A 26,452-nucleotide genomic window follows, 5' to 3' on the forward strand; every position below is an offset into this window, starting at 1 on the left:
AGAATGCATTTATTTAGTAAATATAATAAAGCATTGCAAGTTCATCTAATCTGCTTATCCTTTATGTTAATTATTTCGAATATACTGTAGTTAACACATCGGAGACTATCCAGAGATGTCGGTTTATAAAGTTCCGCTTGAGCAAAATGTTCTGGAAGCGGCTCAAGAGCGTATAATGTGGACCCTGGAAACCTTACCCCGGGTCTGCGTCTCATTTTCCGGTGGTAAAGATTCAGGACTTATGCTGCACCTGACGGCAACGTTGGCGCGCAAAATGAATAAAAAGATCCACGTTCTCTTCATTGACTGGGAAGCGCAATTCTCCTGTACCATCGCCTATATTGAATCATTACGTGAATACTACGCGGACGTTATCGAGCGTTTTTATTGGGTCGCATTACCCTTAACCACACAAAATTCCCTTTCACAATACCAGCCGGAGTGGCAGTGTTGGCAGCCGGGTGCCGACTGGGTACGACAACCGCCAGAAGATGCGATTACCGATCCGGCCTTTTTTTCCTTTTATCAACACGGCATGACCTTTGAACAGTTCGTTCGCGATTTTGCCGACTGGTTTTCAGAAAAGCGTCCTGCCGCTATGCTGGTCGGTATTCGTTCCGACGAATCCTATAACCGATTTGCCGCTATCGCTAACTCGCATAAGCTGCGCTTTGCCGACGACAAGCCCTGGACCACGTTAGCCCCTAAGGGTCACACCTGGTATATCTACCCCATCTATGACTGGAAAACCGCAGATATCTGGACCTGGTTCGCCAAAACAGGTAAACCATGTAACCCTTTGTATAATTTGATGTATCAGGCTGGCGTACCGCCCCGTTACATGCGTATTTGCGAACCGTTCGGCCCGGAACAACGACAGGGGTTATGGCTGTATCATGTTATCGAACCTGAGCGCTGGGCGGCCATGTGCGCCAGAGTCAGCGGCGTGCTCAGCGGAGGTATTTACGCTGGACAAGACAACCATTTTTATGGCCACCGGAAAATTTTAAAACCCGATCACCTTAACTGGGAAGAGTACGCGCTGCTCCTGCTACACAGTATGCCTGAAGTCACTGCCGAACATTACCGTAATAAAATCGCCGTTTATTTGCAGTGGTATAAGAAAAAAGGCATGAACACCATCCCACAGACGCAGCAGGGCGATATCGGATCGCGCGATATTCCGTCGTGGCGACGGATCTGCAAAGTTTTACTGAACAATGATTACTGGTGCCGGGCGCTGTCATTCAGTCCGACAAAACCTAAGAATTACCAGCGTTATAACGAACGTATGAAAGCTAAACGCCAGGAATGGGGGATCTTATGCAACACCGACTCACAACCGAAATAACTCACTTTCTCTCTGAACTGCCTGAAGAAGAGAGAATCGCCGCCATTAATGAATTTAGAATGGCGATACATAACGTTAGTCCTTTTCGCGATGAGCCTGTCGATTGTGTCCTGTGGGTGAAAAACGATCATATTTCGCCTAATGACTACAACCCGAATAACGTTGCGCCGCCGGAGAAAAAACTGCTGCTTAAATCGATTGAACAAGATGGGTTTACTCAGCCGATAGTGGTGGTAAAGGCCGATGCGGAGGAGTACGAGATTGTGGACGGTTTTCACCGTCATGAGCTGGGCAAAGGAAAAACGGTCCTGAAAAGGCGTCTGAAAGGCTACCTGCCGATAACGTGTCTGGACAGAGAACGTCACGAACGCATGGCGGCAACCATTCGGCATAACCGCGCGCGCGGACGCCACCAGATCCACGCCATGTCAGAAATCGTGCGCGAACTTTCTCTGCTAGGCTGGGACGAAAGCAAAATCGGCCAGGAGTTAGGTATGGACGCCGATGAAGTCCTGCGCCTGAAACAGATCAACGGCCTGCAGGAGCTTTTTGCAGACCGTCGATTCTCCAGAGCGTGGACGGTTAAATAACTACAGTTTACACAGGCGCTCTGCGGCGGCCAGCAGCGTTGATTCCTGTTTAGCGAAACATAAACGTATAAGCTGATGCGGGAAAGGGGCGGCGCAAAAGACAGAGAGCGGAATAGCGGCGACGCCGACTTCTTCGGTTAGCCACTGACAAAACTCAACGTCATTTAGCGTCGACACTGCGCTGTAATCGATTAACAGAAAATAGGTACCTTCACAGGGCAGCACTTTTAATCGGCTTTGCGCCAGCGCGTTAACCAGCACATCGCGTTTTTTCCGATAAAAATCGGGTAACGCGCGATAGTGTTCCGGCGCGGCGCGCAGCATATCCGCCAGCGCCAGTTGCGCCGGCGTATTGACGCAAAACGTCAGGTACTGGTGAACTTTGCGTATTTCGGCGCTAATGGCCGCAGGCGCAACGCAGTAACCAATCTTCCATCCTGTCATATGAAAGGTTTTACCAAACGATGAAACGGCAACCGCCCGCTCTCGTAACTGAGGGTGCGCCAATACGCTGGCATGACCTTCGACGGCAAAACAAATATGTTCGTACACTTCATCGCTTAACACATAAATTTCCCGCTCGCCGATAGCCTGCCACAGCGCCTCGATATCCGCCTGACGCCAGACGGTAGCGGTGGGATTATGCGGCGTATTGAGGATCACCAGCCGCGTGCGCTCGCTAAGCAACGCCGAAAACGCCTGCCAGTCGACGCGAAAATGCGGCGGCGTGAGCGCTATGCGTTTTAACACGCCGCCGGAAAGCGCCACGGCCGGGGCATAGCTGTCATAACTGGGATCGAAACAGATAACCTCATCCCCTGCCCGCACCAGCGCGGTAATCGCCGCATACAGCGCTTCTGTCGCGCCCGCCGTGACGGTGATATCACTGACGTCATCGGGTCGATAACCATATATTTCCGCCGTTTTATCGGCAATGGCCTCCCGCAGCGCCTGCGCGCCCGTCATCGGCGCATATTGATTCGCGCCCTGCGCGACATGATAAGCCAACCGCTCGTGCAAATAACGAGGACCATCAAAATCAGGGAAGCCCTGCGATAAATTTATTGCCTGATGTTTCTGCGCCAGCGCGCTCATTTGCGTAAAAATCGTGGTGCCAAGATTGGGCAATTTGCTTTTTGGAATCAGTGGGTTATTTCTCATTATCTTCATACCCGCCAGTGATGTGGTTGTTGACACACTATCACAGGGTGTTAGTATTTGGCAATCAAGACGTTTAGATGTCTAAATATAATAACAACGGTGAGAAGACCCTAAGGACAACACAACATGAACCACACTGAAATCCGCGTCGTTACCGGCCCGGCGAATTATTTTTCCCATGCTGGAAGCCTCGGAAGACTGACAGACTTTTTCACGCCGGAACAGCTTTCCCACGCCGTTTGGGTGTTCGGCGAACGCGCGATTGCCGCCGCCCGTCCTTACCTGCCGGAAGCGTTTGAACGTGCTGGCGCAAAACATCTGCCGTTTACCGGCCATTGTAGCGAACGCCATGTTGCCCAACTGGCGCACGCCTGCAACGACGATCGTCAGGTGGTGATAGGCGTCGGCGGCGGCGCGCTGCTCGATACCGCCAAAGCGCTCGCCCGCCGTCTGGCGCTGCCGTTTGTCGCTATCCCGACCATCGCGGCGACCTGCGCCGCCTGGACACCGCTTTCCGTCTGGTATAACGACGCGGGACAGGCGTTACAGTTCGAAATTTTTGATGATGCCAATTTTCTGGTGCTGGTCGAACCGCGCATTATTCTGCAGGCGCCCGATGACTATCTGTTAGCTGGCATTGGCGATACGCTGGCGAAATGGTATGAAGCCGTTGTGCTTGCGCCGCAGCCTGAAACGTTGCCATTGACCGTAAGACTGGGCATTAACAGCGCGTACGCTATTCGCGATCTCCTGCTGACCAGCAGCGAACAAGCATTAGCGGATAAACAGCAGCGTCGGCTGACCCAGGCATTTTGCGACGTGGTGGATGCGATTATCGCTGGCGGCGGTATGGTCGGCGGCCTCGGGGAACGCTATACCCGTGTCGCCGCCGCCCATGCGGTACACAACGGTCTGACCGTCCTGCCGCAAACGGAAAAATTCCTGCACGGAACGAAAGTGGCTTATGGCATTCTGGTGCAAAGCGCGCTACTGGGACAAGATGACGTGCTGGCGCAATTGATTGCAGCGTACCGGCGATTTCATCTGCCGGCCAGACTTAGCGAACTGGACGTGGATATTCATAACACCGCCGAGATCGATAGGGTAATCGCACATACCCTGCGCCCGGTCGAATCCATCCACTATTTACCGGTGACGTTAACGCCTGACACCCTGCGTGCGGCGTTTGAAAAAGTTGAATTTTTCAGAATATAGCCTGGTGACGTTGCGCTTATCAGGCCTGGCAACACTCAGCAGCAACGCGCGCCGCCTTTTCCACCATAGCGCGCATCCTGCCGCTCGCGGAAAAATTCTTCATAGGTCATCGGCGTCTGATCCGGATGCGTTATGCGCATATGTTCCACATAGTTGTCGTAGTCTGGCACGCCAATCATCATTTTTGCGGCCTGTCCCAGATATTTTCCGGCTTTTGAAAGCGTATCGAACATCGTTGTCACCTGTCATTCAAATGCCCTCCCCTTATTCTGGAGAGGGCTATTGATGAAAAAAGATTAGTGCGCGCCTTTCGCCTGCGTCACGATCTCATCCACATTTTCCGGCATCGGCTCATACGGCGTTTCATTCGCCGTCGGTTTATCAATCTTCAGAGCGGCCAGCGCCGTTTTAATAGAGAAGACCGCCAGCACCACGACCACCACCATAAAGAAGATGGTTAGCCCGGCATCCAGACGGTTATTGAATACCAACTGCGCGAGCTGCGATTCGGTGTACTGCGGCGGAATATTGCCGCTGTCGATCATCGCCTGGAACTTATTGGCAATGGCCAGGAAGCCGATTTTCGCATCCGGACTAAACGCTTTCTGCCAGCCCGCCGTCAGCGTACAAATCAGCAGCCAGGCCGTTGGCACCAGCGCGACCCACGCATAACGCTGACGCTTCATTTTGAACAGTACCACGGCGCAAAGCATCAGCGCCATCCCCGCAAGCATCTGGTTAGCGATGCCAAACAGCGGCCACAGGGTGTTAATACCGCCCAACGGATCGACCACGCCCTGATGGAGGAAATACCCCCACGCTAGCACGCACAATGCCGTAGCAAGCAGGTTCGCTGGCAGCGAATCGGTACGTTTCAGCCCTGGCGACACTACGCCCAACAAATCCTGCAACATAAAGCGCGCCGCACGGGTACCCGCATCCACCGCCGTCAGAATAAACAGCGCTTCAAACAGAATGGCAAAGTGATACCAGAACGCCACATCCATCATGCCGCCCAACGCGCCATGTAAAATGTAGGCCATCCCTACCGCCAGAGTTGGCGCACCGCCTGCGCGGGAGATAATGGATTGTTCGCCGACTTCATTGGCAATCTGGTGTAACGTATCCGGCGTGATAGCGAAACCCCAACTGCTGACCACCTGCGCAGCAGAAGCAACGACATCCGCAGTCCCCGCTGGCGCCAGTACCGCCATCGGGCTATTCATCGCAAAGTAAACGCCCGGATCGATAATACAGGCCGAGACCAGCGCCATAATGGCGACGAAAGATTCCATTAACATCCCGCCGTAGCCGATAAAGCAGGCCTGGCCTTCGTTGGCCAACATCTTCGGCGTCGTGCCGGAGGAGATGAGCGCATGGAAACCGGATACCGCGCCGCAGGCGATGGTGATAAACAGGAACGGGAACAGGTCGCCTGTCCAGACCGGTCCTGTACCATCAACAAATTTGGTCAGCGCCGGCATAGTCAGCGTCGGACGCATGATCAGAATCCCGACCGCCAGACCGACAATCGTACCAATTTTCAGGAAGGTAGAGAGGTAATCACGCGGCGCGAGCAGCAGCCAGACCGGCAGTACCGCCGCGACAAAACCATACCCCACCAGCATCCAGGTAAGCTGCACGCCAGTAAAATCAAAGTACGGCGCCCAGGTTGGGCTTGCCGCCACCCATCCGCCGGAAATAATAGCGAAAATAAGGAATACCAGCCCAATGACCGACACCTCGCCGATGCGCCCCGGACGCAGATAACGCAGGTAGATGCCCATAAAAATCGCCAGTGGAATGGTGAACGCAACAGTGTACGTTCCCCACGGGCTATGGGTCAGCGCTTTCACCACGATCATCGCCAGGACGGCCAGAATGATCACCATGATCATAAAGCAGGCCACCAGCGCGATCACCCCGGCCGTCGCGCCCATCTCCTCTTTAACCAGCTCGCCAAGCGAACGCCCATCACGCCGGGTCGAGACGAACAGCACCATAAAGTCCTGCACCGCTCCCGCCAGCACAACGCCCGCCAGCAGCCAGATCATCCCCGGCAGATAGCCCATCTGCGCGGCCAGTACCGGCCCGACCAGCGGACCTGCGCCAGCAATGGCCGCAAAATGGTGACCAAAAAGCACTTTTTTATCGGTCGGGACATAATCCAGACCATCATTATGACGTACCGCGGGCGTCATACGCGTTGGGTCAACCGCCAGCACTTTTTTGGCGATATAGAGCCCATAAAAACGATACGCAATAAGATAGACACAGACCGACGCCACCACGATCCATAGCGCGTTGATCTGTTCCCCACGATTTAACGCAATATAGCCCAGGGCAAACGCACCCAATACTGAGAGCGCTGTCCAGACGAGGTATTTCCCTGATTTATTCATAGTTGTTGTCCGTTTGGGTGTTCCAGAGAGATGTTACATTTTGTTTCTATAACACCTTTACCGTAATTAACAACACAACAACATGATAAAACCGGATCGTTACCCATTTTTTACATTACAGTGTTAACCAGATCACTTCCTTTCTTCGTTAACGCTGCAATTGCATTTTACTTTGCCAGAACTATCCCATTACCGCCGTTCCCAGGCGACAGGTGCAGCAGCGCCTCCCCTGCTCGTCAAAGAGCGTAATTTCCCAGCTTTGATTCTGCCGCCCCAGATGCAGCGGCAGGCAAACGCCGCGTACTTTCCCCTGCGAGACGGCGCGGTGGTGGGTGGCGTTTAACTCGGTCCCGACCACGCACTGCCCGTCGCGGGTCATCAGATAACCCGCCATTGATCCTAACGTCTCCGCCAGCGCTGCCGATGCGCCGCCGTGTAGCAGACCAAACGGTTGATGAGTGCGGGCATCGACGGGCATTTCCGCCTCCAGCACGTCATCGCCCAGACGGGTGTAAACAATGCCCAGATGCGCCACCAGCGTGTTCTGACTGGTAGCGTTCAATTCATCCAGCGTTAAATGCCGTTTCCAGATCATCGTCAGGCTCCCAATGTTGAACCACCGTCCACCACGATATCCTGCAAGGTAATGTGGCTGGCCAGATCGGAGGCAAGAAACAAAATGGTATTGGCTATCTCCTGCGGACGGGCGATTTTACCGAGCGGAATACCGAGCTTAAACTGTTCGCCGAAACCGCGGATACGCTGCTGTTCGGCATCTTCACTCACCCATAAAGTGCGCTGCATATCGGTGTCAGTCGAACCCGGCGACACCACATTACAGCGTACCCCGCAGCCCGCCAGCTCCAGCCCTACGGTTAGCGCCAGGCTTTTCAGCGCCGCTTTAGAGGCGCCGTAAGCGCTCATACCGATACGCGGCGTATGCGCCGCATCTGAGGCTACGGTGACAATCGCCCCTCCCTGCTGACGGCGAAACTGCGCCATCGTCTGCGAAAACAGGTTAAATGCCCCGCCCACATTAACCGCAAACGTCTGCTGCCAGTCGTCGACGCTAAGCGCATCGGTCGCTCCCATACGCAAAATACCGGCGGCGTTGACCAGCACATCCAGCCGCGGCGTTTTTTGCAACACACGCTGACACACCTGCGCAACCTGTGCGGCATCCGCCACATCCATGACTTCGGTAGCAAAGGGATAATTCTCTTGCGTAAATTCGCGATCGAAGCCGATCACCCGCGCCCCGGCGTCAACAAACGCCAGCGCCGTCGCATAACCGATTCCTTTCCCCGCCCCGGTCACCCATACCGTTTTGTCTGAAAAATCAAAGCTGGCCATTACTCTACCCCGCGAGAAAGCAGCGCCCACCAGGCGTCAATGGTCGGATTTTTCGCCAGCATCACGAAGTCGATATCGCCATGTACTTTACGCCAGCGCGCCGCCAGCCCCATCATGCGTACTGAATCCAGGCCATAATCAATCAGGTTTTCATCATCCAGCGGCTCGTCAGTCTCATCCAGCAACGGCAGAATCAACGCCCGCAGCGCCGCTTTACTGGCAGGAACCGGCGTCGGCAGCAGCGATTCAGTCATGACGACGCGACCGGAACGCCCCGCCACATAGTTCAGCGCCATCAGATGCTCTTCCCGGCTGAAATCCGCCAGCGCATCCGCCACCATAAACGGCTTAATGTCGCGCATAAACGCATCGGTAGCGGTGGTCATACAGCCAATATGCGCATACACACCGGTAATGATGAGCTGATTGCGTCCGGTATCTTTTAACATCTGTTCCAGCGGCGAGCGGTGAAACGCGCTATAACGCCACTTCACCAGCACCGTATCCGCCTCATCCGGCGTTAAGGCTTCTACCACCTTCTGCTGTTCCGGAGAGCGCGTCAGTCCCGGTCCCCACATATCATTGAGTAACGCGCGATCTTCATCGCTTTGCTCTTTCGGCTGAGCGGTGTAATAGACCGGGATATGATGTTCCTTACAGTACTGGCGCAGAGCGGCGATATTGGCAATCACCTGGTCCATCATTGGGCAGTTGCGGCCCCAAAAGCTGACAAAGTAATCCTGCATATCGTGGATGAGCAGCGCCGCGCGCTCCGGCTCAAATGCCCAGTTCACTTTGTTGGTCGGGATATCCAGTGCGGTGGGCAGCGCGTAAGACTGTAGTTTCGGAATGGCCATCTCTCTTTCTCCTTCAGAGCGGTGAACGTGACGCCAACCGCTGGCGTAATTGTTTTTTATCGACTTTACCAACCGGCGTCAGTGGCAGTGACGCAACGCACTCCACGCGATCCGGTAATTTAAATTCCGCCACGCCCTGCTCTCGCAGGAAACGGCGTACCTGTACCGCTCGCAGCGGCTCTTTTACCACCAGATATGCGCAACTTTTTTCCCCCAGCAGTTCATCTTCCATGCTGACCAGCGCCGCATGGATCACCGCCGGGTGGCGCAGTAACAGGTTTTCTATCTCTTCGGCGGCTATCTTCTCGCCGCCCCGATTGATCTGATCTTTTTCACGCCCGTGAACGGTGATGTAGCCGTCTTGATCAATGGAGATCAGATCGCCGGAGCAGTAAAAACCGTTGGCGTCAAAGGCGCTGGCATTGTGTTGCGGACTGTTGAAATAGCCGCGAAAAGTATAGGGGCCGCGCGTCATCAGACGACCAATCTCGCCCGGCGGCAGTGGATTCCCGTCGGCATCCGCCACCCACACTTCGTCGTCCGGACACATGGGTCTTCCCTGGGTATTGATAATCCGTTCCGGACTATCGTCCAGCCGGGTATAGTTCACTAACCCTTCCGCCATACCGAAGACCTGCTGCAACTGACAGCCAATTTCAACCGGAATACGGGCGGCCAGCGTCGCAGAAAGCCGCGCGCCGCCAACCTGCAATAACCTTAATGACGCCAGCGGCGCATTGCCGCCCCACTCCTGGATAGCCTGTAGCCATAGACTGACCGCGGGCGGCACCAGCGCCGTGGCATTAATCTGGTGTTTTTCGATCAGCGGGAAACAGAGCGTGGCGCTGGGATCGGTCGCCAGCACTACCGTTCCTTTGGCGAGAAAAACGCCCAGCGCGCCCGGCGAACTCATGGCGTAGTTATGCGCGGCGGGAATCGCGCACAGAAAACGCGTCTCCTCGTTGAAACCGCAAATCTCATTGCTGCGGCGCACGCTGTAGTAATAGTCGTTATGGGTACGGGGAATAAGCTTTGGCGTGCCGGTAGTACCGCCGGAAAGCTGAAAGTAGGCCACTTCGTCAGCAGGTGATGGCGTGGCGGTGAAATCTTCCGCCGCCTGCCGCATCGCCGCGTCCAGGCTGTGATCGCCGTCGTCGTTACGCAATAACACCACCCGCACAGAGCGGTGTTCAGCCACAAACGTGTTGAGAAAGTCCTCCCCGGCGAACAGCGTATGTTGGCGATCGGCAATCACCAGCGTCGGCGCGATCTGCATCGCATAGGCGTTAAGTTCGGTACGTTGATGGCTAAACAGCGCCAGAACGGGCGCTACGCCAAGCTTCAACAGGGCGAAAAAGGTGATATACAGTTCCGGTACATTCCCCAGTTGCACCAGAGCGGTTTCGCCAGGTTTGATGCCCTGACGGCGTAAACTGCAGGCCAGATTATCCACGGCCTGGTTGAGCTGGCGATAGCTGAATGCGCGCTCGCCTTCAATGACCGCCGTCTTATCGCTGTCAGCGTGGCGGGTCAGAATATCGGTCAACGGCACGTCTTGCCAGTAGCCTTTTTCACGATAACGGCGGGCAAATTCATCCGGCCAACGGGTGAAAGGTATACGCATCATCGTTCCTTAATGCAGTCCAAAAACGTTCAACATCGTAGAGAGCTTGACGCCGGTTTCCCGCCACTCGCCGACTGGCGAAGAGGCAGGGACAATCCCGGCGCCGGCGAACAGGCGCACCTGATTACCTTGCAATTTCGCACAACGAATCGTCACTACCCACTCGCCGTTTCCTTCGGCGTCGCACCAGCCGACAATGCCGCCAAACAGTTCACGATCGAACGGTTCCAGTTCAGCAATCAGCTTTTTCGCGACCTGATGGGGGAAACCGCTTAACGCAGGGGTCGGATGCAGCAGACAGGCCAGCGTCAGCGCGTTTTCTCCGGCGTTGGCCTTGCCCTCAAACGGCGTACCGAGATGCCATAGCGTCGGCGTGGTGATCAACTGCGGAGAGGAAGGTAATTGCAGTTCCGTGCTGCGATCGCGCAGGATCTGCTTCATCGCCTGCGTCACCAGCTCATGTTCATGGCGATCTTTTTGTGAAGCCAGTAGTCGGTTTCCCGCCTCGCGATCCAGAACGTCATCCGGCTGTCGGCGTGCCGAGCCTGCTAACGGCAGCGAACTAAACCGCTCGCCCTCTTTGCGTAGCAACAATTCGGGGCTGGCGCCCAGCAGAACGCCGCCATCCGCCAGTGGCACATGGAAGTTGTAACTAACTGGATTCTGCGCAACCAGCCGCTCCAGCAATGCTCCGCTATCCACCGCCACATCAGTGGTGATATCTATTAGCCGGGAAAGCACCACTTTATCGACGTCTGGCGTGGCGGTCAGCATAGCCGCGCGTGCGACCATTGCTTCAAAAGCATCCTGCTCCGGAATCGCCTTTCGCGCCGTCACCGTCAGTGGCTGATGGTCAGTAAAATAACGCGCCGTGCGCTGCTTTTGCTGGCGGGAAAAGGACTGCCACGCCATCGGGATAAATAGCGACGACGGCTGACGGGTATCAAAGGGGATCGCCCCCACCAGGATAGGGTTGGCGATGCCCTGCGATTTGGCCTCGGCAAACTGCTGGCGCAATTTCTGCTGGAAAGGGCTATCCGGCGAATCTCCGGCAACCGCAGGCTCGGTATAACGGGCGAAGCACCCGGAAGTGGTAAAACTGCGATACGGCGACATGAAGAAAAAGCGATCGGGAGCAAGCGTTGCCATTGTCTCCTGAGCGTCCTCGGCCAGTGACATATCCATATCATCCTCCAATGATAAAGGCTTATATACACTTCATCTTTCAAGCTGCCTCTTTGTTGGCTGCGCTCAGAAACCCCGGTCACACAGTTATCTATGCTCGCGGGGATTTCTTCCCTTGCCGTTGCGATGCTTCTTGAATGATTTTGTGTATAATAATGATTATTATTTCTATTTTTAGTGCGCTAACCTAAGAGTAAAACGTCGCTCTGTCAACTCTGGTCATGAGTTAAATGGCACTAAGGCTTGCATCTCGCTGCCGCTGACATGAAAATGAGAAGCATTAACTTTATTAATAACAGGACGCTATTGTGAGACTCCCCGCCTTTTATCGTTGGCTGCTTTTAGTGGTTGGTTTATCAATTTCAGGAATATCCTTAGCCCAGGACGCCAGTTGGCCCCGGCAAATCCAGGACAGCCGCGGCGTTCATACTCTGGACCACAAACCCACGCGTATCGTCTCTACCAGCGTGACGTTAACAGGCTCGCTGCTGGCGATTGATGCCCCCGTCGTCGCCAGCGGGGCCACTACGCCGAATAACCGCTTTGCTGACGATCAAGGGTTTATGCGCCAGTGGAGCGACGTAGCAAAGGCTCGCCATGTCGCCCGGCTGTATATCGGCGAACCGAATGCCGAAACGGTCGCCGCGCAAATGCCGGATCTCATTTTGATTAGCGCCACCGGCGGCGACTCCGCGCTGGCGCTTTACGATCAGCTCTCCGCTATCGCGCCGACGCTCGTCATCAATTATGACGATAAAAGCTGGCAGAGTTTGCTCACGCAGCTTGGCGAGATCACCGGTCAGGAGAAACAGGCCGCCGCGCGAATAGCGGAATTTGAGGCGCAACTGACGACGGTTAAACAGCGAATCGCCCTGCCGCCGCAACCGGTTAGCGCGCTGGTGTATACCCCTGCCGCGCATAGCGCCAATTTGTGGACGCCAGAATCAGCACAAGGCAAGCTATTGACGCAGTTAGGCTTTACGCTGGCGACATTGCCCCGAGGGCTGCAAACCAGCAAAAGCCAGGGTAAGCGCCACGATATCATTCAGCTTGGCGGTGAAAATCTGGCCGCCGGGTTAAACGGCCAATCTCTTTTCCTGTTTGCCGGCGACAACAAAGATGTCGCGGCCCTTTACGCCAATCCGCTGCTGGCGCACCTGCCAGCGGTGCAAAATAAGCGCGTCTATGCCCTGGGCACGGAGACGTTCCGTCTGGATTATTACAGCGCAACGTTGCTGCTTAACCGGCTGGCCGCCCTGTTTTAGCCTTATCGGAGTCTTATCCGACTGACCAGACCGATTTTGTCAGTCGGATAAACGCCTCTTCATCAGCCAGCATCGCTAACCGGCGGCGTCTGGCGAAAACGACGTAGCTCGCCCAGCACTAACAGCAGCAGCAAACCAATAATTACCAGCCCGAATCCACTCACGCTTGCGGAAGCGACCGGCGTCATCATTGCGCCAAGACCGCCTAACAGCGCCGCGCCGATAGCGTCTCCCGTGACGTTTTGCGCGGTCCACAGGCCGTTCATTCGCCCCAGCATATTTTCCGGCGTCTGGGTTTGCAGCAGGGTATATTGTAATAACGAACTGATGGCGCTAAGCCAGCCAAACAGCGCCAGACAGATAACACCTGCGATCCAGACCGGCATGATGGCGAACAGCCCCACAGCCAGAAAAGAACCCACTGTCGAAACCAGCATAATGAGCCCCGGACGAACGCTATGCGCCAGTTGTCCGCTGGTCAGCGCGCCAATGGCCGCCCCCAGCGGAATTGCCGCATACAGCAAACCGATTTGCGCCGCCGACATCTGCCAGCTCATCGCCAGCGCCGGATAGAGGACGCGTACCGCGCTTGCCATCGTCACCAGGCCGCCAAGCAGCGCAATACCGCCGATAAGCGGACTGGCGAGCAAAAAACGAAATGCCGCCAGTAACGCGATAAATGGATTTTCCCGCGGCTGCGGAGGGACAGGCAGTCGCGGCAGCGTCAGTAACGGCAATAGCGTAATAAACGTCCCGGCGGCCGCCAGCCCATAGTTCCAGGCTACACCGCCGCTGGCAAGCAATATGCCCCCCAACATCGGCGAAATAACCGATCCCAGACGTACCGTCAGCATGGTAATCGCGCCGGCCTGCATCAGATTTTCTCTTCCGACCAGCGCTGGCGTCGCCGCCAGTAACGCGGTCACGCCCAGAGACGCGAAAAAGCCGTCCCACAGGCCAAGGAGATATATCGCCAGCAATGATGGTTCCGGCAGCAGCGCGTTCACGCACAGGCCAATAAAGCCAATACCGCAAGTACCGCGCGCCAGCAGAATCACCTTTTTACGTTCGTAGCGATCGGCCAGTACGCCGCCCACCATTAAGCCAATAAACATGGCGCCGCCGGTTAACGTTACCGACAGCCCTACCTGCCAGGTGGAGTGCGTCATCATTTGGATCTGTACCGGAACCGCCACGCCAAGCAGCCCCAGCGAGACAATAGAGATAAAACGGGCCAGAAATACTGCGCGAAATGCAGGGTGCGTCTTCAACAGGCTGAGATTGAGCAGCCAGGATTGTCGATTCATTACAACGCCTTAATGCGAGTTTTTTTAAATATCCATTCAATGGCTGCACATGCTAACATAACCAAATAAGATAGATAACGATAATTACTATCATTATCAGGGAAGTTACTATGTCATGCTCATTTTCCGTGACGCGCGCGTTTGCCGTGCCCGGATTGTTGTTATTACTGAGTCTCGCCGCGGTTTTAAGCCTGGTCATTGGCGCGAAACCGCTGCCCGCCGCCGCCGTGCTGGAGGCGTTCACCGGCGTATGCCAAAGCGCCGATTGCACCATCGTCCTGGATGCGCGTTTGCCGCGTACGCTGGCCGGATTACTGGCAGGCGGCGCGTTGGGTCTCGCCGGGGCGCTCATGCAAACACTTACTCGCAACCCGCTCGCCGACCCGGGGATTCTGGGCGTTAACAACGGCGCCAGCTTCGCCATTGTACTGGGCGCGGCGCTGTTTGGTTTCTCCACGCCGCTGGAACAGCTTTTCATGGCATTTAGCGGCGCGCTTATCGCATCGCTGATTGTCGCCTTCACCGGTAGTCAGGGCGGCGGCCAGTTAAGCCCGGTCCGCCTGACACTGGCGGGCGTGGCGCTTGGCGCGGTACTGGAAGGGCTGACCAGCGGCATCGCGCTGTTAAATCCAGAGGTCTATGACCAGCTTCGCTTCTGGCAGGCGGGATCGCTGGACATTCGCAGCCTGCAAACGTTGAAAGTCGCGCTTGCGCCCGTGGTTATCGCTGGGATCGTGGCGCTATTTCTGAGCCGAGCGCTGAACAGCCTGAGCCTCGGCAGCGATACCGCGACGGCGCTGGGGAGTAAAGTGGCGCGCACCCAACTTATCGGTTTACTGGCGATTACCGTCTTGTGCGGCAGCGCAACGGCGCTGGTTGGCCCTATCGCCTTTATTGGTCTGATGATGCCGCATATGGCGCGTTGGCTGGTGGGCGCAGACCACCGCTGGTCGCTGCCAGTGACGCTACTGGCAACCCCTGCTCTGCTGCTTTTTGCCGATATTATTGGTCGTCTGTTGGTGCCGGGCGAACTCCGCGTATCGGTTGTCAGTGCATTTATCGGCGCGCCGGTACTTATTTTTCTGGTACGCCGTAAATCGAACGGAGGCGGCCTGTGATGTTTCTTTCTCGTCGGCTTATCGTAAGCTGCCTGCTTCTGGCGGCTGGCTGCTTCGCCATTGGTTTATGGAGCCTGCAAAGCGGCGCCGTGCCTCTTGAGACCGGGCAGATTATTGCCGCGCTGTTGGGCGACGCGCCGCGTAACATCACCCTTGTCGTAACCGAATGGCGACTACCGCGCGTATTAATGGCGTTGCTGATTGGCGCTGCGCTTGGCGTCAGTGGCGCGATTTTTCAGTCGCTGATGCGTAACCCGCTAGGCAGCCCTGATGTGATGGGCTTTAATACCGGCGCCTGGAGCGGCGTACTGGTCGCAATGGTCCTGTTTGGCCAGCATCTTACCGCGATCGCGCTGGCGGCAATGGCGGGCGGTATCGTCACGTCATTGCTTGTCTGGCTGCTCGCCTGGCGTAACGGGATTGAAACTTTCCGGCTGATTATCATCGGTATCGGCATCCGCGCGATGTTAGTCGCCTTTAATACCTGGCTTCTGTTGCAGGCGTCGCTGGAAACGGCGCTCACCGCCGGCTTATGGAACGCCGGGTCGCTCAACGGTCTGACATGGGCAAAAACCTGGCCTTCGGCGCCGCTGATTATTGTGATGCTGACAGGCGCCGCGCTACTGGTGCGTCGTATGCGGCTGCTGGAGATGGGCGATGACAGCGCCTGCGCGCTGGGTGTTAGCGTGGAGCGGTCACGCCTGATGCTGATGCTGGTGGCGGTGTCGCTCACCGCTGCGGCAACGGCACTGGCTGGCCCCATCTCGTTTATTGCCCTTGTCGCGCCGCACATCGCCCGCCGTCTTAGCGGCACAGCGCGCTGGGGATTAACCCAGTCGGCGCTGTGCGGCGCGTTGTTACTACTGGCCGCCGATGCGTGCGCGCAGCAACTGTTTATGCCTTATCAGCTTCCAGTAGGCGTGGTCACCGTCAGCCTCGGCGGTATTTACCTTATCGTCTTGTTAATTCAGGAGTCCCGCAAAAAATGACCGAATCCGTAGCCCGTTTGCGCGGCGACCAGTTAACGCTGGGTTATGGCAGCTATACCGTCGCAAAAAACCTTAATGTTTCGATTCCGGACGGCCATTTTACCGCCATCATCGGCCCTAACGGCTGCGGCAAGTCAACGTTGCTACGCACGCTAAGCCGTCTGATGACGCCTGTTGACGGCCATGTCTGGCTGGATGGCGAACAAATACAGCGTTACGCCAGTAAAGAGGTGGCGCGGCGCATCGGATTGCTGGCGCAAAACGCCACTACGCCGGGCGATATCACCGTACAAGAGCTGGTCGCCAGAGGGCGTTATCCGCACCAGCCGTTATTTACCCGCTGGCGCAAGGAAGATGCCGACGCCGTCGCCAGTGCCATGCGTGCAACAGGTATCACCTCACTGGCGACGCAAAGCGTAGATACTCTGTCCGGCGGCCAACGCCAGCGGGCGTGGATAGCCATGGTGCTGGCGCAGGAAACGTCCATCATGCTGCTGGATGAGCCGACAACGTGGCTGGATATTAGCCATCAAATTGATTTGCTGGAATTGTTAAGCGATCTCAACCGCGAAAAAGGTTATACGCTCGCCGCCGTCCTGCACGACCTGAATCAAGCCTGCCGATACGCCACGCATTTGATTGCATTACGCGAAGGTAACATTGTCGCGCAGGGCGCGCCGAAAGAGATTGTTACCGCAGAGCTTATCGAAAAAATCTATGGGCTGCGCTGTATGATTATCGACGATCCGGTTGCCGGGACGCCGCTGGTGGTACCGCTGGGGCGGCGATAGTCGTTCACACAGATGAAAAAGCCGGATAATCGCTATCCGGCTTTTCATATAAATCAGACTAACCGTTCATCTATCGCCAGCGCGTTTTCCATTTTACGCGAGACCATCGCGTGACGCAGTAATACGCCGCCGCAGGCCATCATACCGCCAATCAACGCCGCCAGAATAATAATGATCGCTTTACCCGGGCCATCTTTTTTCACTGGCAGAGACGGCGACAGTTGATATTTAAACGGGGTAAACTTCACGTCGCTCACATTCATTGCCGCCAGTTGTTCAACATGGTATTGACGGTTACGCAAATCACCGTCGATCTCGGCCACGTCCGTTACCCCTTTTTCAATTTCCAGTTTGCGGGAAATACCATCCGCGCCGAGAGAAATAGAAAAATCCGGATCATCTTTTACCGCCTGACCATTACTGTAAACCGGTCTCTTAATGCCAGCGGCGTTGGCGATTTCCAGCGAATAATGGAGACGTTGAATATTGGCATCAAGCTGGTTTTTGAGACGCACTCGATCCATCGCCAGCTTTTCCTGCTCATAGCGGGTTTTGATTTCCAGTTGGTTACGAATATTTTCCAGCGTCTCTTTCACGACGATATCAGAGATGTACTGAATATAGCCAGCCAGCACTTTTTGCGCTTCTTCCCGCGTCGGCGCGGTAAAACTCAACGTCCACGACGTGAATAATGACGTTTCATTTTTCTTGCCGACATTGCTGTCCACCGCTTTCATTTTTTCGCTCAGCACGACAATCGCCCGGTGAAGATCCTGCTCGTCTATTTGCGCGCCTTTTAATTGATCCATGACATACGGAGAAGAACGAAGATATTCTTCCAGCAGCGAGGGCGAGCTAAACTTTTTAATAAACAGATTAAAGACGCTGGCCCGATCAACGCTTACCTCCATATCCAACACGCGCAGCGCGGTCAACGTTCTCTCCAGTCCCTGCCACTGTACCGACTCCGCCGGTGTGACAATCGCCTGGCTGGTCCATTTTTGCGGCAGCAAAAAGGACAGAAGTAACCCCACGCACGCAAAGGCGAAAACGGTAGCAAGAATACGACGTTTCGCCTGCCATAACACCTCTATAAGGCTAAACAAATCGATTTCATGACTGTTGGCGGGCGGCAGTGAGTAACCTGCAAGTGACTGATGTTTTTCTTGTTTTACATTAAGAGATGGCATGCCGTATGACCTGAAAACTTTATCCAATGAAAGAACACATTCCTGTCAGAGATTCTAACAGCAAGTCAGAATTATCCGAAACACTCTTTGCGCGCCAGTGCCCGAAAAGCTAAATATTCGGAATTAAACTTGCCTGTAGCATGTATCACTTATGTTAAAAGAATTAATCGTTGCAATAAAAAACCCATAATAATTAGTAATTATTATGGGTTTCAGGATTTAATTTTTTAAAGGCAGAAACAACGCCCGTTATTTATTAATGAGCTCGCTGATGATGGGCCCGATAGTTTCAAAAGCGGAGGGAGAAATAATATCTACATGCGCGCACGGCTGGTGATAAATAGCCAAAGACGCTATCCACGGCGACCAGCTCTGTTCAGGCGATACGCCTTCCGGCACCGTTTTATCCGCCACAAAGAGCGTAGCATGTCCATCAAACGGTACGCTATGCGCCGTCGTCAGCAAACGGACGGCATCCGCATAATTGCCTTCAATGGCGGTAAATAAGGCTTCGGAGGCATTTCCCTGCTGAGCGGCGACAAACGCTGCGCGTTCACGTTCAATTTCCGCCAATACGTCCGGATTGAGGCCATTCGCCTCTTTTTCCCGCCAGTTTTGCGTTTCCGGCGGCCAGGTGTCCAGTAACCCCAAAAACGCTACGGTTTCGCCGCGTGCGCGCAACCGGGCGGCGATCCCTTGCGCCAGCGTCCCGCCCAGCGAATAGCCTAATAAATAATAAGGGCCATGCGGCTGCCGGGCGAGCAAAGTCGCCAGATGATGTTCACATACCTCATCAAGGGTGGTTGCGGTTTGCATAGGGCCAGCGGGGCGCGGCGACTGAATCCCCATAATCGACCACGACGGGCTGAGATAGCGTGATAATACGCTAAATTGCCAGGCGAACCCCGACGCCGGATGGAAACAAAATAACGTTGGACCATCGCTTTCACGCAGCGGCAACAGCGGCCCGAACCCCAGATTGCGCGAGCGTTCGTCATCGTCAGTATCGAGCAGCTTACTCAACTGCGCCACGTCAGACGCCACCATCACCTGCCCCGGCGTCACCTGGCGATTAAACGTCTGGCTTAGCTGCGCGGCCAGTTTCATCGCCAGCAGCGAGTGTCCGCCCAGCGCAAAGAAATCACTTTCAACATCGTTAATCTCACAGCCCAGCAGGCGGGAAAACGCCGCGGCGACAGCAATCTCCGTTGCGGACTGCGGCGCACACCCTTTCACGCGCGGCGTCAGGTCCGGCAGCGGCAGGGCTTTACGATCCAGCTTGCCATTAGCGCTAAGCGGCAAGCTGGCAAGTTGCAACAGCACAACCGGCACCATATGCGCGGGAAGTTTTTGGCGTAATTTTTCCTGCAGCGCTGGTAAATCCAGCGGCAAACCGGAGTGCGACACCAGATAGCCGACCAGTTGCCGGGCATCCCCGCCCGTCGCCGCCGCCTGATTAAAGACGCAGGCATGTGCTACCGCCTGTTCAACATCCGGCAGCGTTTGCATGACGCGGTCAATCTCGCCCAGTTCAATACGTTGACCCCGAATTTTGAGCTGATCGTCGCTGCGCCCCAGGTATTCTACCGCGCCGGAATCCAGCCAGCGCGCCACATCTCCGGTACGGTACATCCGTTCGCCTGGCGCAAAAGGATCGGCGATAAAACGGCTGGCGGTAAGATCCGGACGCCCCAGATAGCCCTGCGCCAGTTGGATACCGGTAAGATAGAGATCGCCAGCCACGCCCGGCGGCACTGGCTGCATATGCGCATCGAGAATACGTAAACCGGTATTCCAGACGGGATAACCAATCGGGATGCTGTTGCCGTCAACAGCCGCCAGCTCATCGCCACAGGCCGGATACCAGCTCACATCCACCGCGGCCTCCGTTGGCCCGTACAGATTGTGTAGCGGCGCGTTGGTTAACGTCTCCCATTCGCGGCACAGCGCCGTCGGCAGGGCCTCGCCACTACAGAAAACGCGCTTTAAGGAAGCGCAGCTTTTCCCAGCCGACGCTGGCGTGAGCGAGGCAATAAAGGCCGCCAGCATCGACGGCACAAAATGGGTGGTCGTGACGCCGTATTGCGCAAAGAACCGCTGCATCGCGAGCGGGTCGCGGTGCGCTTCCGGTTCAGCCATCACCAGTTTCGCCCCGGCGATAAACGGCCAGAAAAACTCCCATACTGAGACGTCAAAACTGCACGGCGTTTTTTGCGCTACTACATCATCCGCCGTCAACGGATAGTGATCCTGCATCCACAGCAACCGGTTGACTATCGCCGTTTGTCCCACCATCACCCCTTTCGGCCTGCCCGTCGAACCAGAGGTGAAAATGATGTAAGCGGTATGATGCGGTAACGACAGCCCCAGCGGAGTGGCGTCACTGACCGGTAGCGGTTGGCTATAACACAAATATTCCATCCCCGGAATATCGTGAAAGCGCGCCAGCTGCGCCTGAGTCGTAATTAACAGTTTCGGCTGCGCATCTTCCAGCATCATTCGCAGCCGATCGTCAGGATAACCGGTATCCAGCGGCAGCCAGGCGGCGCCCGCCTCGACAATGCCATGCAGCGCTAAGGTCAGGAAAACCGACCGCGGCAACGCCACCGCCACGCTATCGCCAGGCTGAACGCCGCGTTCCCGCAGCGCGTACGCCAGCGCCACAACCTGTTCGCGCATTTCACGGTAGGTAAAGTGATAATGCGCATCTGCCAACGCGGAAGCCTCTGGCGTTTTTTGCGCCTGCTGCGCCACCAAATCGCTAAGCGTGGCGGCGGGAATCGTTACCGCCGTATTATTAAGGTGTGCTAATTGCGTTTGTTCTTCCGCCAGCAGCATTTGCGCATCGCCGCAGCGCAGCGCCGGGTTATCCGCAAACTGCGTGATAAGCGCCATCAATCGTAAGGCATGGCGGGAGAGCGTGGCGTCATCGTAACGCTGTGCATTCGCCAGCAATTCAATATCCAGACCGCCGTTTTCATCCGGAAAAAGCGCCAGTTCAAGATCGTTAACCGGCCCCGTCGCCAGGGTATGGGTTTGCGCCTGTATGCCAGGAAGATCCAGATGATAATCAAACACTTTTATATTGAGCACCGGGCCAAATAGCGGCGTCTCCCCTGCGGCTCGCCCGCTATCGCGTACAATCTGTTCGGCGTCGTAACGCTGGTGGCGGCGCATCTTCTTTAACTGCGCCGCAAGACGCTTCGCCAGCGTTGGCAGATCTTCCGTCGCATGAAGGTTAACCGCCAGCGGCAACACGTTAAGGACAGGCCCGGTCGCCGTTAACGCCGCCGAGCCCATCCGCCGCATAAAGATAAATCCGGCGGCATAATCCATTCGCCCGCATAATCGTCCCAGCCACAACGTCACCAGCGCCAGGGCAAGATCCGCTCGCGGTATCTCAGGCATGTGCGCCGCCAGTTGGCGAAACGCCCCCGCCGGCGCGCTCAATTTCATACGCAGAATATCCGCGCTCGCCGACCGCCCCGGCAGCGGCGCGGCAGAAATTGACGCCGGCGGCGGCAGCTCGCGTCGCTGCTGCGCCCAGAAGGCGCCGTCACGCTGCCAGGCCTCGCTCTGGCGATAGCGCTGATATTCCTCGACCACATCCGCAAAGGGGGTAAAAGGCGACTCCGGCGTAGGGGCGTCGCTCTGCCAGGCGCGATAAATCGCCGCAATCTGGCGGGTTATCGCCGGGAAGCTAAAGCCATCCACCAGCAAATGGTGATAGCACTGATACCAATACCAGCGGGTATCATCAATGCGGATTAACTGGTGAAAAGCCAGCGGCTTACCGCTATCTGCGCGCAGGTTTTGCCGTAAATCCGCCTGCATTAACGTCAGCGCCGCGTGATGCGGATCGGGCTGGTCGCGTAAATCGGCAATCGGGGGCTCGCCGAAGGTGCGCTCAGGATCTATCCATTGCCAGACCTCGCCGTTCTCTTCGGTAAAACGCATCCGTAGCGTATCCGCCTGTTGCATCCCTACCGCTACCGCTTTTGCCAGCAAGGGGGCATCCAGCTCGCCATTCAGTTCCACGTAGTGCGCCACGCTCCAGGCGGAGGGTAAATCAGAGAGTTTTTCCGCCATCCAGATCCCCGGCTGAGCGGCGACTAATGGTAAACGCTGCGTCATTTCGCCTCCTGCTTATCGGCATAATGCGCCGGATTCAGTGTTGTCCAGCGCGTATTAAGCCACTGCTGGCACGCGTCCTGCGATTGCGCTTCGCATACCACGTTCCAGCCTGCGGGAAGCGCGCACGCCGCTGGCCAAAGGCTGAATTGACGCTGCGTATTTTGCAGGATGTAAAACTGTCCCTGCGGATTATCGAAGGGATTACTGAATTCCATACTCAACTCCTGTCATGGACATGTGCCCGGTTAAAGCGTGTCGATAAGCGGCTGCCAAAGCAGCATCAGCCCTTGCGTTAGCCCGCCGCGCCAGCAAAGCGCATCGTGTCCGCCGTCAACCTGACGCCAGAAAATGGACTGCTGCGAGGTATTCAGTTGGGCATAAAGCGCCTGATTCGCCTGAAACACGATCGGCTCACGCACGCCGGCCTCCAGTACGATACGCAGTCCGCGCGCGCATAATGCGCCGGTTTTCAGCCGGGTAATGACTTCCCCCTCCGGCGGGGTGATGCGATGGGGCCACCAGAACGATCCTGACTGGCTTAGTACACAGCCAAAACGCGTCGGCCAGTTCAGGCCGGCATACAGCGCCGACAGGCCGCCAAAACTCTGTCCGGCGACCACCGTTCGCCCGGCATCATCGCTAAAAGGCGTCACGGCTCTGACTTGCGGCAACAGTTCCTGCTGCACCGCCAGCCAGAAGTCGGCATTGCAGGTCAACTCCTGGCTGCGGTGTTGAGTATCAATCGCGTCAATCAGCAGATAGACGGCACCGGGAAGCAGGCGTTGATGAGTCAGCGAGGCGAGCGCGGGCCAGACGGGCATATTTTCCGCCCAGAATTGACCGTCCAGCAGAATAGCCAACGGTCTTTCCTCCGGCGCCTCGTCTCCGGTCGTCAATATCCATACGCGGCGGGAATTGCCCAGACGTGCGCTATGCCACTGCATCATCAAAGGCGGCGAGTACGGCGTTTCAGGACGATCCCATCCCGGCTGAAGGGGCGCATCCGGCATTTCCAGCGCTGAAACCGCATGACCACGTCCTCCCCGCCAGCTTTGCGAATTAAGCGGGTCGGCAATCGCCTGCGGTAATAGCTGTCGCCAGCCTTCACGCAGTGCGTTCCGATCGGGCGTTTCGCCCGGCGCAAAAGCGGCAAAAACGTCATCGCGCTCGGTAGGAATAAAACAGTAGCTGCCGCGCCAGTTAGCGCTAAGCGCCGTGCTCCAGCGCCAGACATCCGTTCCGGCAATACGCGCCATCGTCTGAGGCTGCGCGTTTTGATGATGATCGGTTACGCCAGTGATGTAGACCCAGACATGCCGTATCGGGGAGTGTGTTTCGTTTCCCTGCGGGTCGCGCCACCAAAAAGTGACCCGATAATTTCCGTCTTTTTCCCGTATCCATTCCGGCCCGGTTTTCGTCCTCCACCAGGCCTCACTTCCCGTTGCCAGCGCCTCTTTCATTATAACCCTGTGTTTATTATGAATTTTGTATATAAAAGGTGAAATATATTGATAATATTATTGATAACTATTTGCATTTGCAATAGCGTATTGTCGCGCTATGGGACGCGCGAACACAATTTCACCACCCGGCCAATGCCTTTGACGGGCGCTTTGGCTTATGTGGCTAAAGAAAAGCAGGATATACAATGAACAAGAAGATTCATTCCCTGACCTTACTGGTCAATTTAGGGATTTACGGGGCCGCTCTGCCCGTGATGGCGGAAGAAAAAACCGATAGCGCTGCGCTCACCAATGAAGACACCATCGTGGTGACCGCTGCCCAGCAAAACCTACAGGCGCCAGGCGTATCCACCATCACCGCCGATGAGATCCGCAAAAATCCGCCCGCGCGCGACGTGTCAGAAATCATCCGCACCATGCCAGGCGTAAACCTGACCGGCAACTCCACCAGCGGTCAGCGCGGGAATAACCGCCAAATCGATATTCGCGGCATGGGGCCGGAAAACACCCTCATCCTGATAGACGGTAAACCCGTCACCAGCCGTAACTCGGTGCGCCTGGGCTGGCGCGGCGAACGCGATACCCGCGGCGATACCGCGTGGGTGCCGCCGGAGATGATCGAACGCATTGAAGTGCTGCGTGGCCCTGCCGCCGCACGCTACGGTAACGGCGCGGCGGGTGGCGTGGTCAATATCATTACCAAAAAAGGCGGTAGCGAGTGGCACGGTTCCTGGAATACCTATTTCAACGCGCCGGAACATAAAGACGAAGGCGCGACCAAACGCACTAACTTTAGCCTGAACGGCCCGCTGGGCGGGGATTTCAGCTTCCGTCTGTATGGCAACCTCGACAAAACGCAGGCGGATGCGCGTAATATTAACCAGGGGCATCAGTCTGAACGTACCGGGAGTTACGCCGACACGCTACCGGCAGGACGCGAGGGGGTCATTAACAAAGATATCAACGGCGTGGTTCGTTGGGATTTTGCTCCGCTTCAGTCTCTGGAGCTGGAGGCCGGTTACAGTCGCCAGGGCAACCTCTATGCCGGTGATACTCAGAACACCAATACGAACCAACTGGTGAAAGATAATTACGGAAAAGAGACGAACCGCCTCTATCGGCAGAACTACTCTCTGACCTGGAACGGCGGCTGGAATAATGGCGTAACCACCAGTAACTGGGTGCAATACGAACATACCCGTAACTCCCGGATGCCGGAAGGCCTGGCAGGCGGCACCGAAGGAATTTTCGATCCCAAAGCATCGCAAAAATATGCCGATGCCGATTTGAATGACGTCACCCTACACAGCGAAGTGAGCCTTCCTTTCGATCTGCTGGTCAATCAAAACCTGACGCTGGGTAGCGAATGGGCCCAACAGCGTATGAAAGACGAGCTCTCCAACTCGCAAACCTTTATGGGGGGAAATATCCCGGGTTACAGCAGTACCAATCGTAGCCCCTATTCAAAAGCGGAAATTTTCTCTCTGTTTGCTGAAAACAACATGGAACTGACCGACAGCACCATGCTGACGCCGGGGCTACGTTTCGATCATCACAGTATTGTGGGGGATAACTGGAGCCCGTCGCTGAACCTGTCGCAAGGTCTGGGGGATGACTTTACCCTGAAAATGGGGATCGCCCGCGCTTATAAAGCCCCGAGTCTGTACCAGACTAACCCAAACTATATTTTGTACAGTAAAGGTCAGGGTTGCTACGCGACTGGCGCGGGTACCGGCATCGGCTGCTATATGATGGGTAACGATGATCTGAAAGCCGAAACCAGCATCAATAAAGAGATCGGTCTGGAATTTAAACGCGATGGCTGGCTGGCCGGCATCACCTGGTTCCGCAATGATTACCGCAATAAGATTGAAGCGGGTACGGTGCCGTTGCAGCGTATCAACAACGGCAAAACGGATGTCTATCAGTGGGAGAACGTGCCGAAAGCGGTCGTTGAAGGTCTGGAAGGCACGTTAAACGTACCGGTTAGCGACACCGTCAACTGGACGAATAACGTTACGTATATGCTGCAGAGTAAAAACAAAGAGACCGGCGAACGCCTGTCGATTATTCCACAGTACACGCTTAACTCAACCCTGAGCTGGCAGGTACGTCAGGACGTTTCTCTGCAATCGACCTTCACCTGGTACGGCAAACAAGAGCCGAAGAAATATGATTATCAGGGTAACCCCGTTACCGGAACAGATAAGCAAGCGGTCAGCCCATACAGTATTGTTGGCCTGAGCGCGACCTGGGACGTGACCAAAAATGTCAGCCTGACCGGTGGCGTGGATAACCTCTTTGACAAACGTCTGTGGCGTGAAGGTAACGCGCAAACCGTCAGGGATACTCAAACTGGCGCTTATATGGCGGGCGCTGGCGCGTACACCTATAACGAACCGGGACGTACGTGGTATATGAGCATTAATACCCATTTCTGATGGCAACCTTCCCTCC

General features: G+C 55.7%; 21 protein-coding genes. 8 read left to right on the top strand and 13 right to left on the bottom strand.

Annotated features, from left to right (window positions below):
- Positions 1–115: 115 nt before the first annotated feature.
- On the top strand, positions 116–1,351 hold the full coding sequence (locus LCS67_RS15785; RefSeq protein WP_000118134.1) for a phosphoadenosine phosphosulfate reductase: 1,236 nt from the start codon (positions 116–118) through the stop codon (positions 1,349–1,351).
- Positions 1,324–1,941 carry an IbrB-like domain-containing protein gene (locus LCS67_RS15790; protein WP_001164754.1) on the top strand — a complete coding sequence of 206 codons (618 nt, stop codon included), beginning with the start codon at positions 1,324–1,326 and terminating at the stop codon, positions 1,939–1,941. Before LCS67_RS15785 ends, LCS67_RS15790 begins: the two co-directional genes overlap by 28 nt.
- Here LCS67_RS15790 and LCS67_RS15795 read toward each other — a convergent pair whose 3' ends face one another.
- Positions 1,942–3,102 (bottom strand): pyridoxal phosphate-dependent aminotransferase, encoded by a 1,161-nt coding sequence (locus LCS67_RS15795; RefSeq protein ID WP_001245597.1) that lies wholly within the window; start codon positions 3,100–3,102, stop codon positions 1,942–1,944.
- Positions 3,103–3,228: 126 nt separating this feature from the next.
- Between LCS67_RS15795 and LCS67_RS15800 the strand changes: the two genes are divergently transcribed.
- Positions 3,229–4,317: an oxidoreductase gene (locus LCS67_RS15800; RefSeq protein ID WP_001016863.1), complete on the top strand. Its 1,089-nt coding sequence runs from the start codon at positions 3,229–3,231 to the stop codon at positions 4,315–4,317.
- 35 nt (positions 4,318–4,352) lie between these two features.
- Here the strand turns inward: LCS67_RS15800 and LCS67_RS15805 are convergent, their stop codons facing one another.
- From LCS67_RS15805 to entC, 7 genes are all read right to left on the bottom strand, one after another.
- Positions 4,353–4,550 carry a YbdD/YjiX family protein gene (locus tag LCS67_RS15805; RefSeq protein ID WP_000460619.1) on the bottom strand — a complete coding sequence of 66 codons (198 nt, stop codon included), beginning with the start codon at positions 4,548–4,550 and terminating at the stop codon, positions 4,353–4,355.
- Positions 4,551–4,613: 63 nt separating this feature from the next.
- A complete protein-coding gene (gene cstA, locus LCS67_RS15810) occupies positions 4,614–6,719 on the bottom strand; it encodes a pyruvate/proton symporter CstA (RefSeq protein ID WP_001043108.1) in 2,106 nt (701 codons plus the stop codon).
- Positions 6,720–6,900: 181 nt separating this feature from the next.
- Entirely contained in the window at positions 6,901–7,314 is a 414-nt protein-coding gene (gene entH, locus LCS67_RS15815) for a proofreading thioesterase EntH (RefSeq protein WP_000637966.1), read from the bottom strand.
- Between the two features lie 2 nt (positions 7,315–7,316).
- Positions 7,317–8,072, bottom strand: a complete 756-nt coding sequence (entA, locus tag LCS67_RS15820; RefSeq protein WP_000135728.1) for a 2,3-dihydro-2,3-dihydroxybenzoate dehydrogenase EntA — start codon at positions 8,070–8,072, stop codon at positions 7,317–7,319.
- Entirely contained in the window at positions 8,072–8,929 is an 858-nt protein-coding gene (locus LCS67_RS15825) for an isochorismatase (RefSeq protein WP_001007166.1), read from the bottom strand. The genes entA and LCS67_RS15825 overlap by 1 nt, the downstream gene beginning before the upstream one ends.
- A 13-nt stretch (positions 8,930–8,942) precedes the next feature.
- Entirely contained in the window at positions 8,943–10,553 is a 1,611-nt protein-coding gene (gene entE, locus LCS67_RS15830; RefSeq protein ID WP_001222461.1) for a (2,3-dihydroxybenzoyl)adenylate synthase EntE, read from the bottom strand.
- Between the two features lie 9 nt (positions 10,554–10,562).
- On the bottom strand, positions 10,563–11,738 hold the full coding sequence (gene entC, locus LCS67_RS15835) for an isochorismate synthase EntC (RefSeq protein ID WP_000367597.1): 1,176 nt from the start codon (positions 11,736–11,738) through the stop codon (positions 10,563–10,565).
- A 308-nt stretch (positions 11,739–12,046) separates the two neighbouring features.
- Here entC and fepB point away from each other — a divergent pair, with 308 nt between their 5' ends.
- Positions 12,047–13,003 (top strand): Fe2+-enterobactin ABC transporter substrate-binding protein, encoded by a 957-nt coding sequence (gene fepB, locus LCS67_RS15840; protein ID WP_023215207.1) that lies wholly within the window; start codon positions 12,047–12,049, stop codon positions 13,001–13,003.
- Positions 13,004–13,065: 62 nt separating this feature from the next.
- Here the strand turns inward: fepB and entS are convergent, their stop codons facing one another.
- Positions 13,066–14,310, bottom strand: coding sequence for an enterobactin transporter EntS (gene entS, locus LCS67_RS15845; RefSeq protein WP_001081661.1), 1,245 nt, complete (start codon positions 14,308–14,310; stop codon positions 13,066–13,068).
- Between the two features lie 110 nt (positions 14,311–14,420).
- On the opposite strand from entS, the gene fepD reads away from it, so the two are divergent.
- Genes fepD through fepC form a run of 3 tightly spaced genes read left to right on the top strand, consistent with a single transcriptional unit; the run spans position 14,421 to position 17,208 of the window.
- Positions 14,421–15,428 (top strand): Fe(3+)-siderophore ABC transporter permease, encoded by a 1,008-nt coding sequence (gene fepD, locus LCS67_RS15850; protein ID WP_001277869.1) that lies wholly within the window; start codon positions 14,421–14,423, stop codon positions 15,426–15,428.
- Positions 15,428–16,417: an iron-enterobactin ABC transporter permease gene (gene fepG, locus LCS67_RS15855; RefSeq protein WP_000480068.1), complete on the top strand. Its 990-nt coding sequence runs from the start codon at positions 15,428–15,430 to the stop codon at positions 16,415–16,417. Before fepD ends, fepG begins: the two co-directional genes overlap by 1 nt.
- Positions 16,414–17,208, top strand: a complete 795-nt coding sequence (fepC, locus tag LCS67_RS15860) for an iron-enterobactin ABC transporter ATP-binding protein (protein ID WP_000140622.1) — start codon at positions 16,414–16,416, stop codon at positions 17,206–17,208. Before fepG ends, fepC begins: the two co-directional genes overlap by 4 nt.
- A gap of 53 nt (positions 17,209–17,261) precedes the next feature.
- Here fepC and wzz(fepE) read toward each other — a convergent pair whose 3' ends face one another.
- The 4 genes from wzz(fepE) to fes form a co-directional block, all read right to left on the bottom strand.
- On the bottom strand, positions 17,262–18,398 hold the full coding sequence (gene wzz(fepE) / locus LCS67_RS15865; protein ID WP_001139571.1) for an LPS O-antigen length regulator Wzz(fepE): 1,137 nt from the start codon (positions 18,396–18,398) through the stop codon (positions 17,262–17,264).
- Between the two features lie 249 nt (positions 18,399–18,647).
- Complete coding sequence (gene entF, locus LCS67_RS15870; protein WP_100521826.1) at positions 18,648–22,532, bottom strand: enterobactin non-ribosomal peptide synthetase EntF; 3,885 nt, start codon at positions 22,530–22,532, stop codon at positions 18,648–18,650.
- Positions 22,529–22,747: an MbtH family protein gene (locus tag LCS67_RS15875; protein ID WP_000396015.1), complete on the bottom strand. Its 219-nt coding sequence runs from the start codon at positions 22,745–22,747 to the stop codon at positions 22,529–22,531. Before LCS67_RS15875 ends, entF begins: the two co-directional genes overlap by 4 nt.
- A gap of 30 nt (positions 22,748–22,777) precedes the next feature.
- The gene (gene fes, locus LCS67_RS15880) at positions 22,778–23,992 is read right to left on the bottom strand and encodes an enterochelin esterase (protein WP_000656588.1); all 1,215 of its coding nucleotides are present in this window, start codon (positions 23,990–23,992) and stop codon (positions 22,778–22,780) included.
- A gap of 188 nt (positions 23,993–24,180) precedes the next feature.
- On the opposite strand from fes, the gene LCS67_RS15885 reads away from it, so the two are divergent.
- Positions 24,181–26,436: a TonB-dependent siderophore receptor gene (locus tag LCS67_RS15885; RefSeq protein ID WP_001034969.1), complete on the top strand. Its 2,256-nt coding sequence runs from the start codon at positions 24,181–24,183 to the stop codon at positions 26,434–26,436.
- Positions 26,437–26,452 lie beyond the last annotated feature (16 nt).

Source organism: Salmonella sp. A7 (assembly GCF_020181675.1).
GTDB lineage: Bacteria > Pseudomonadota > Gammaproteobacteria > Enterobacterales > Enterobacteriaceae > Salmonella > Salmonella enterica.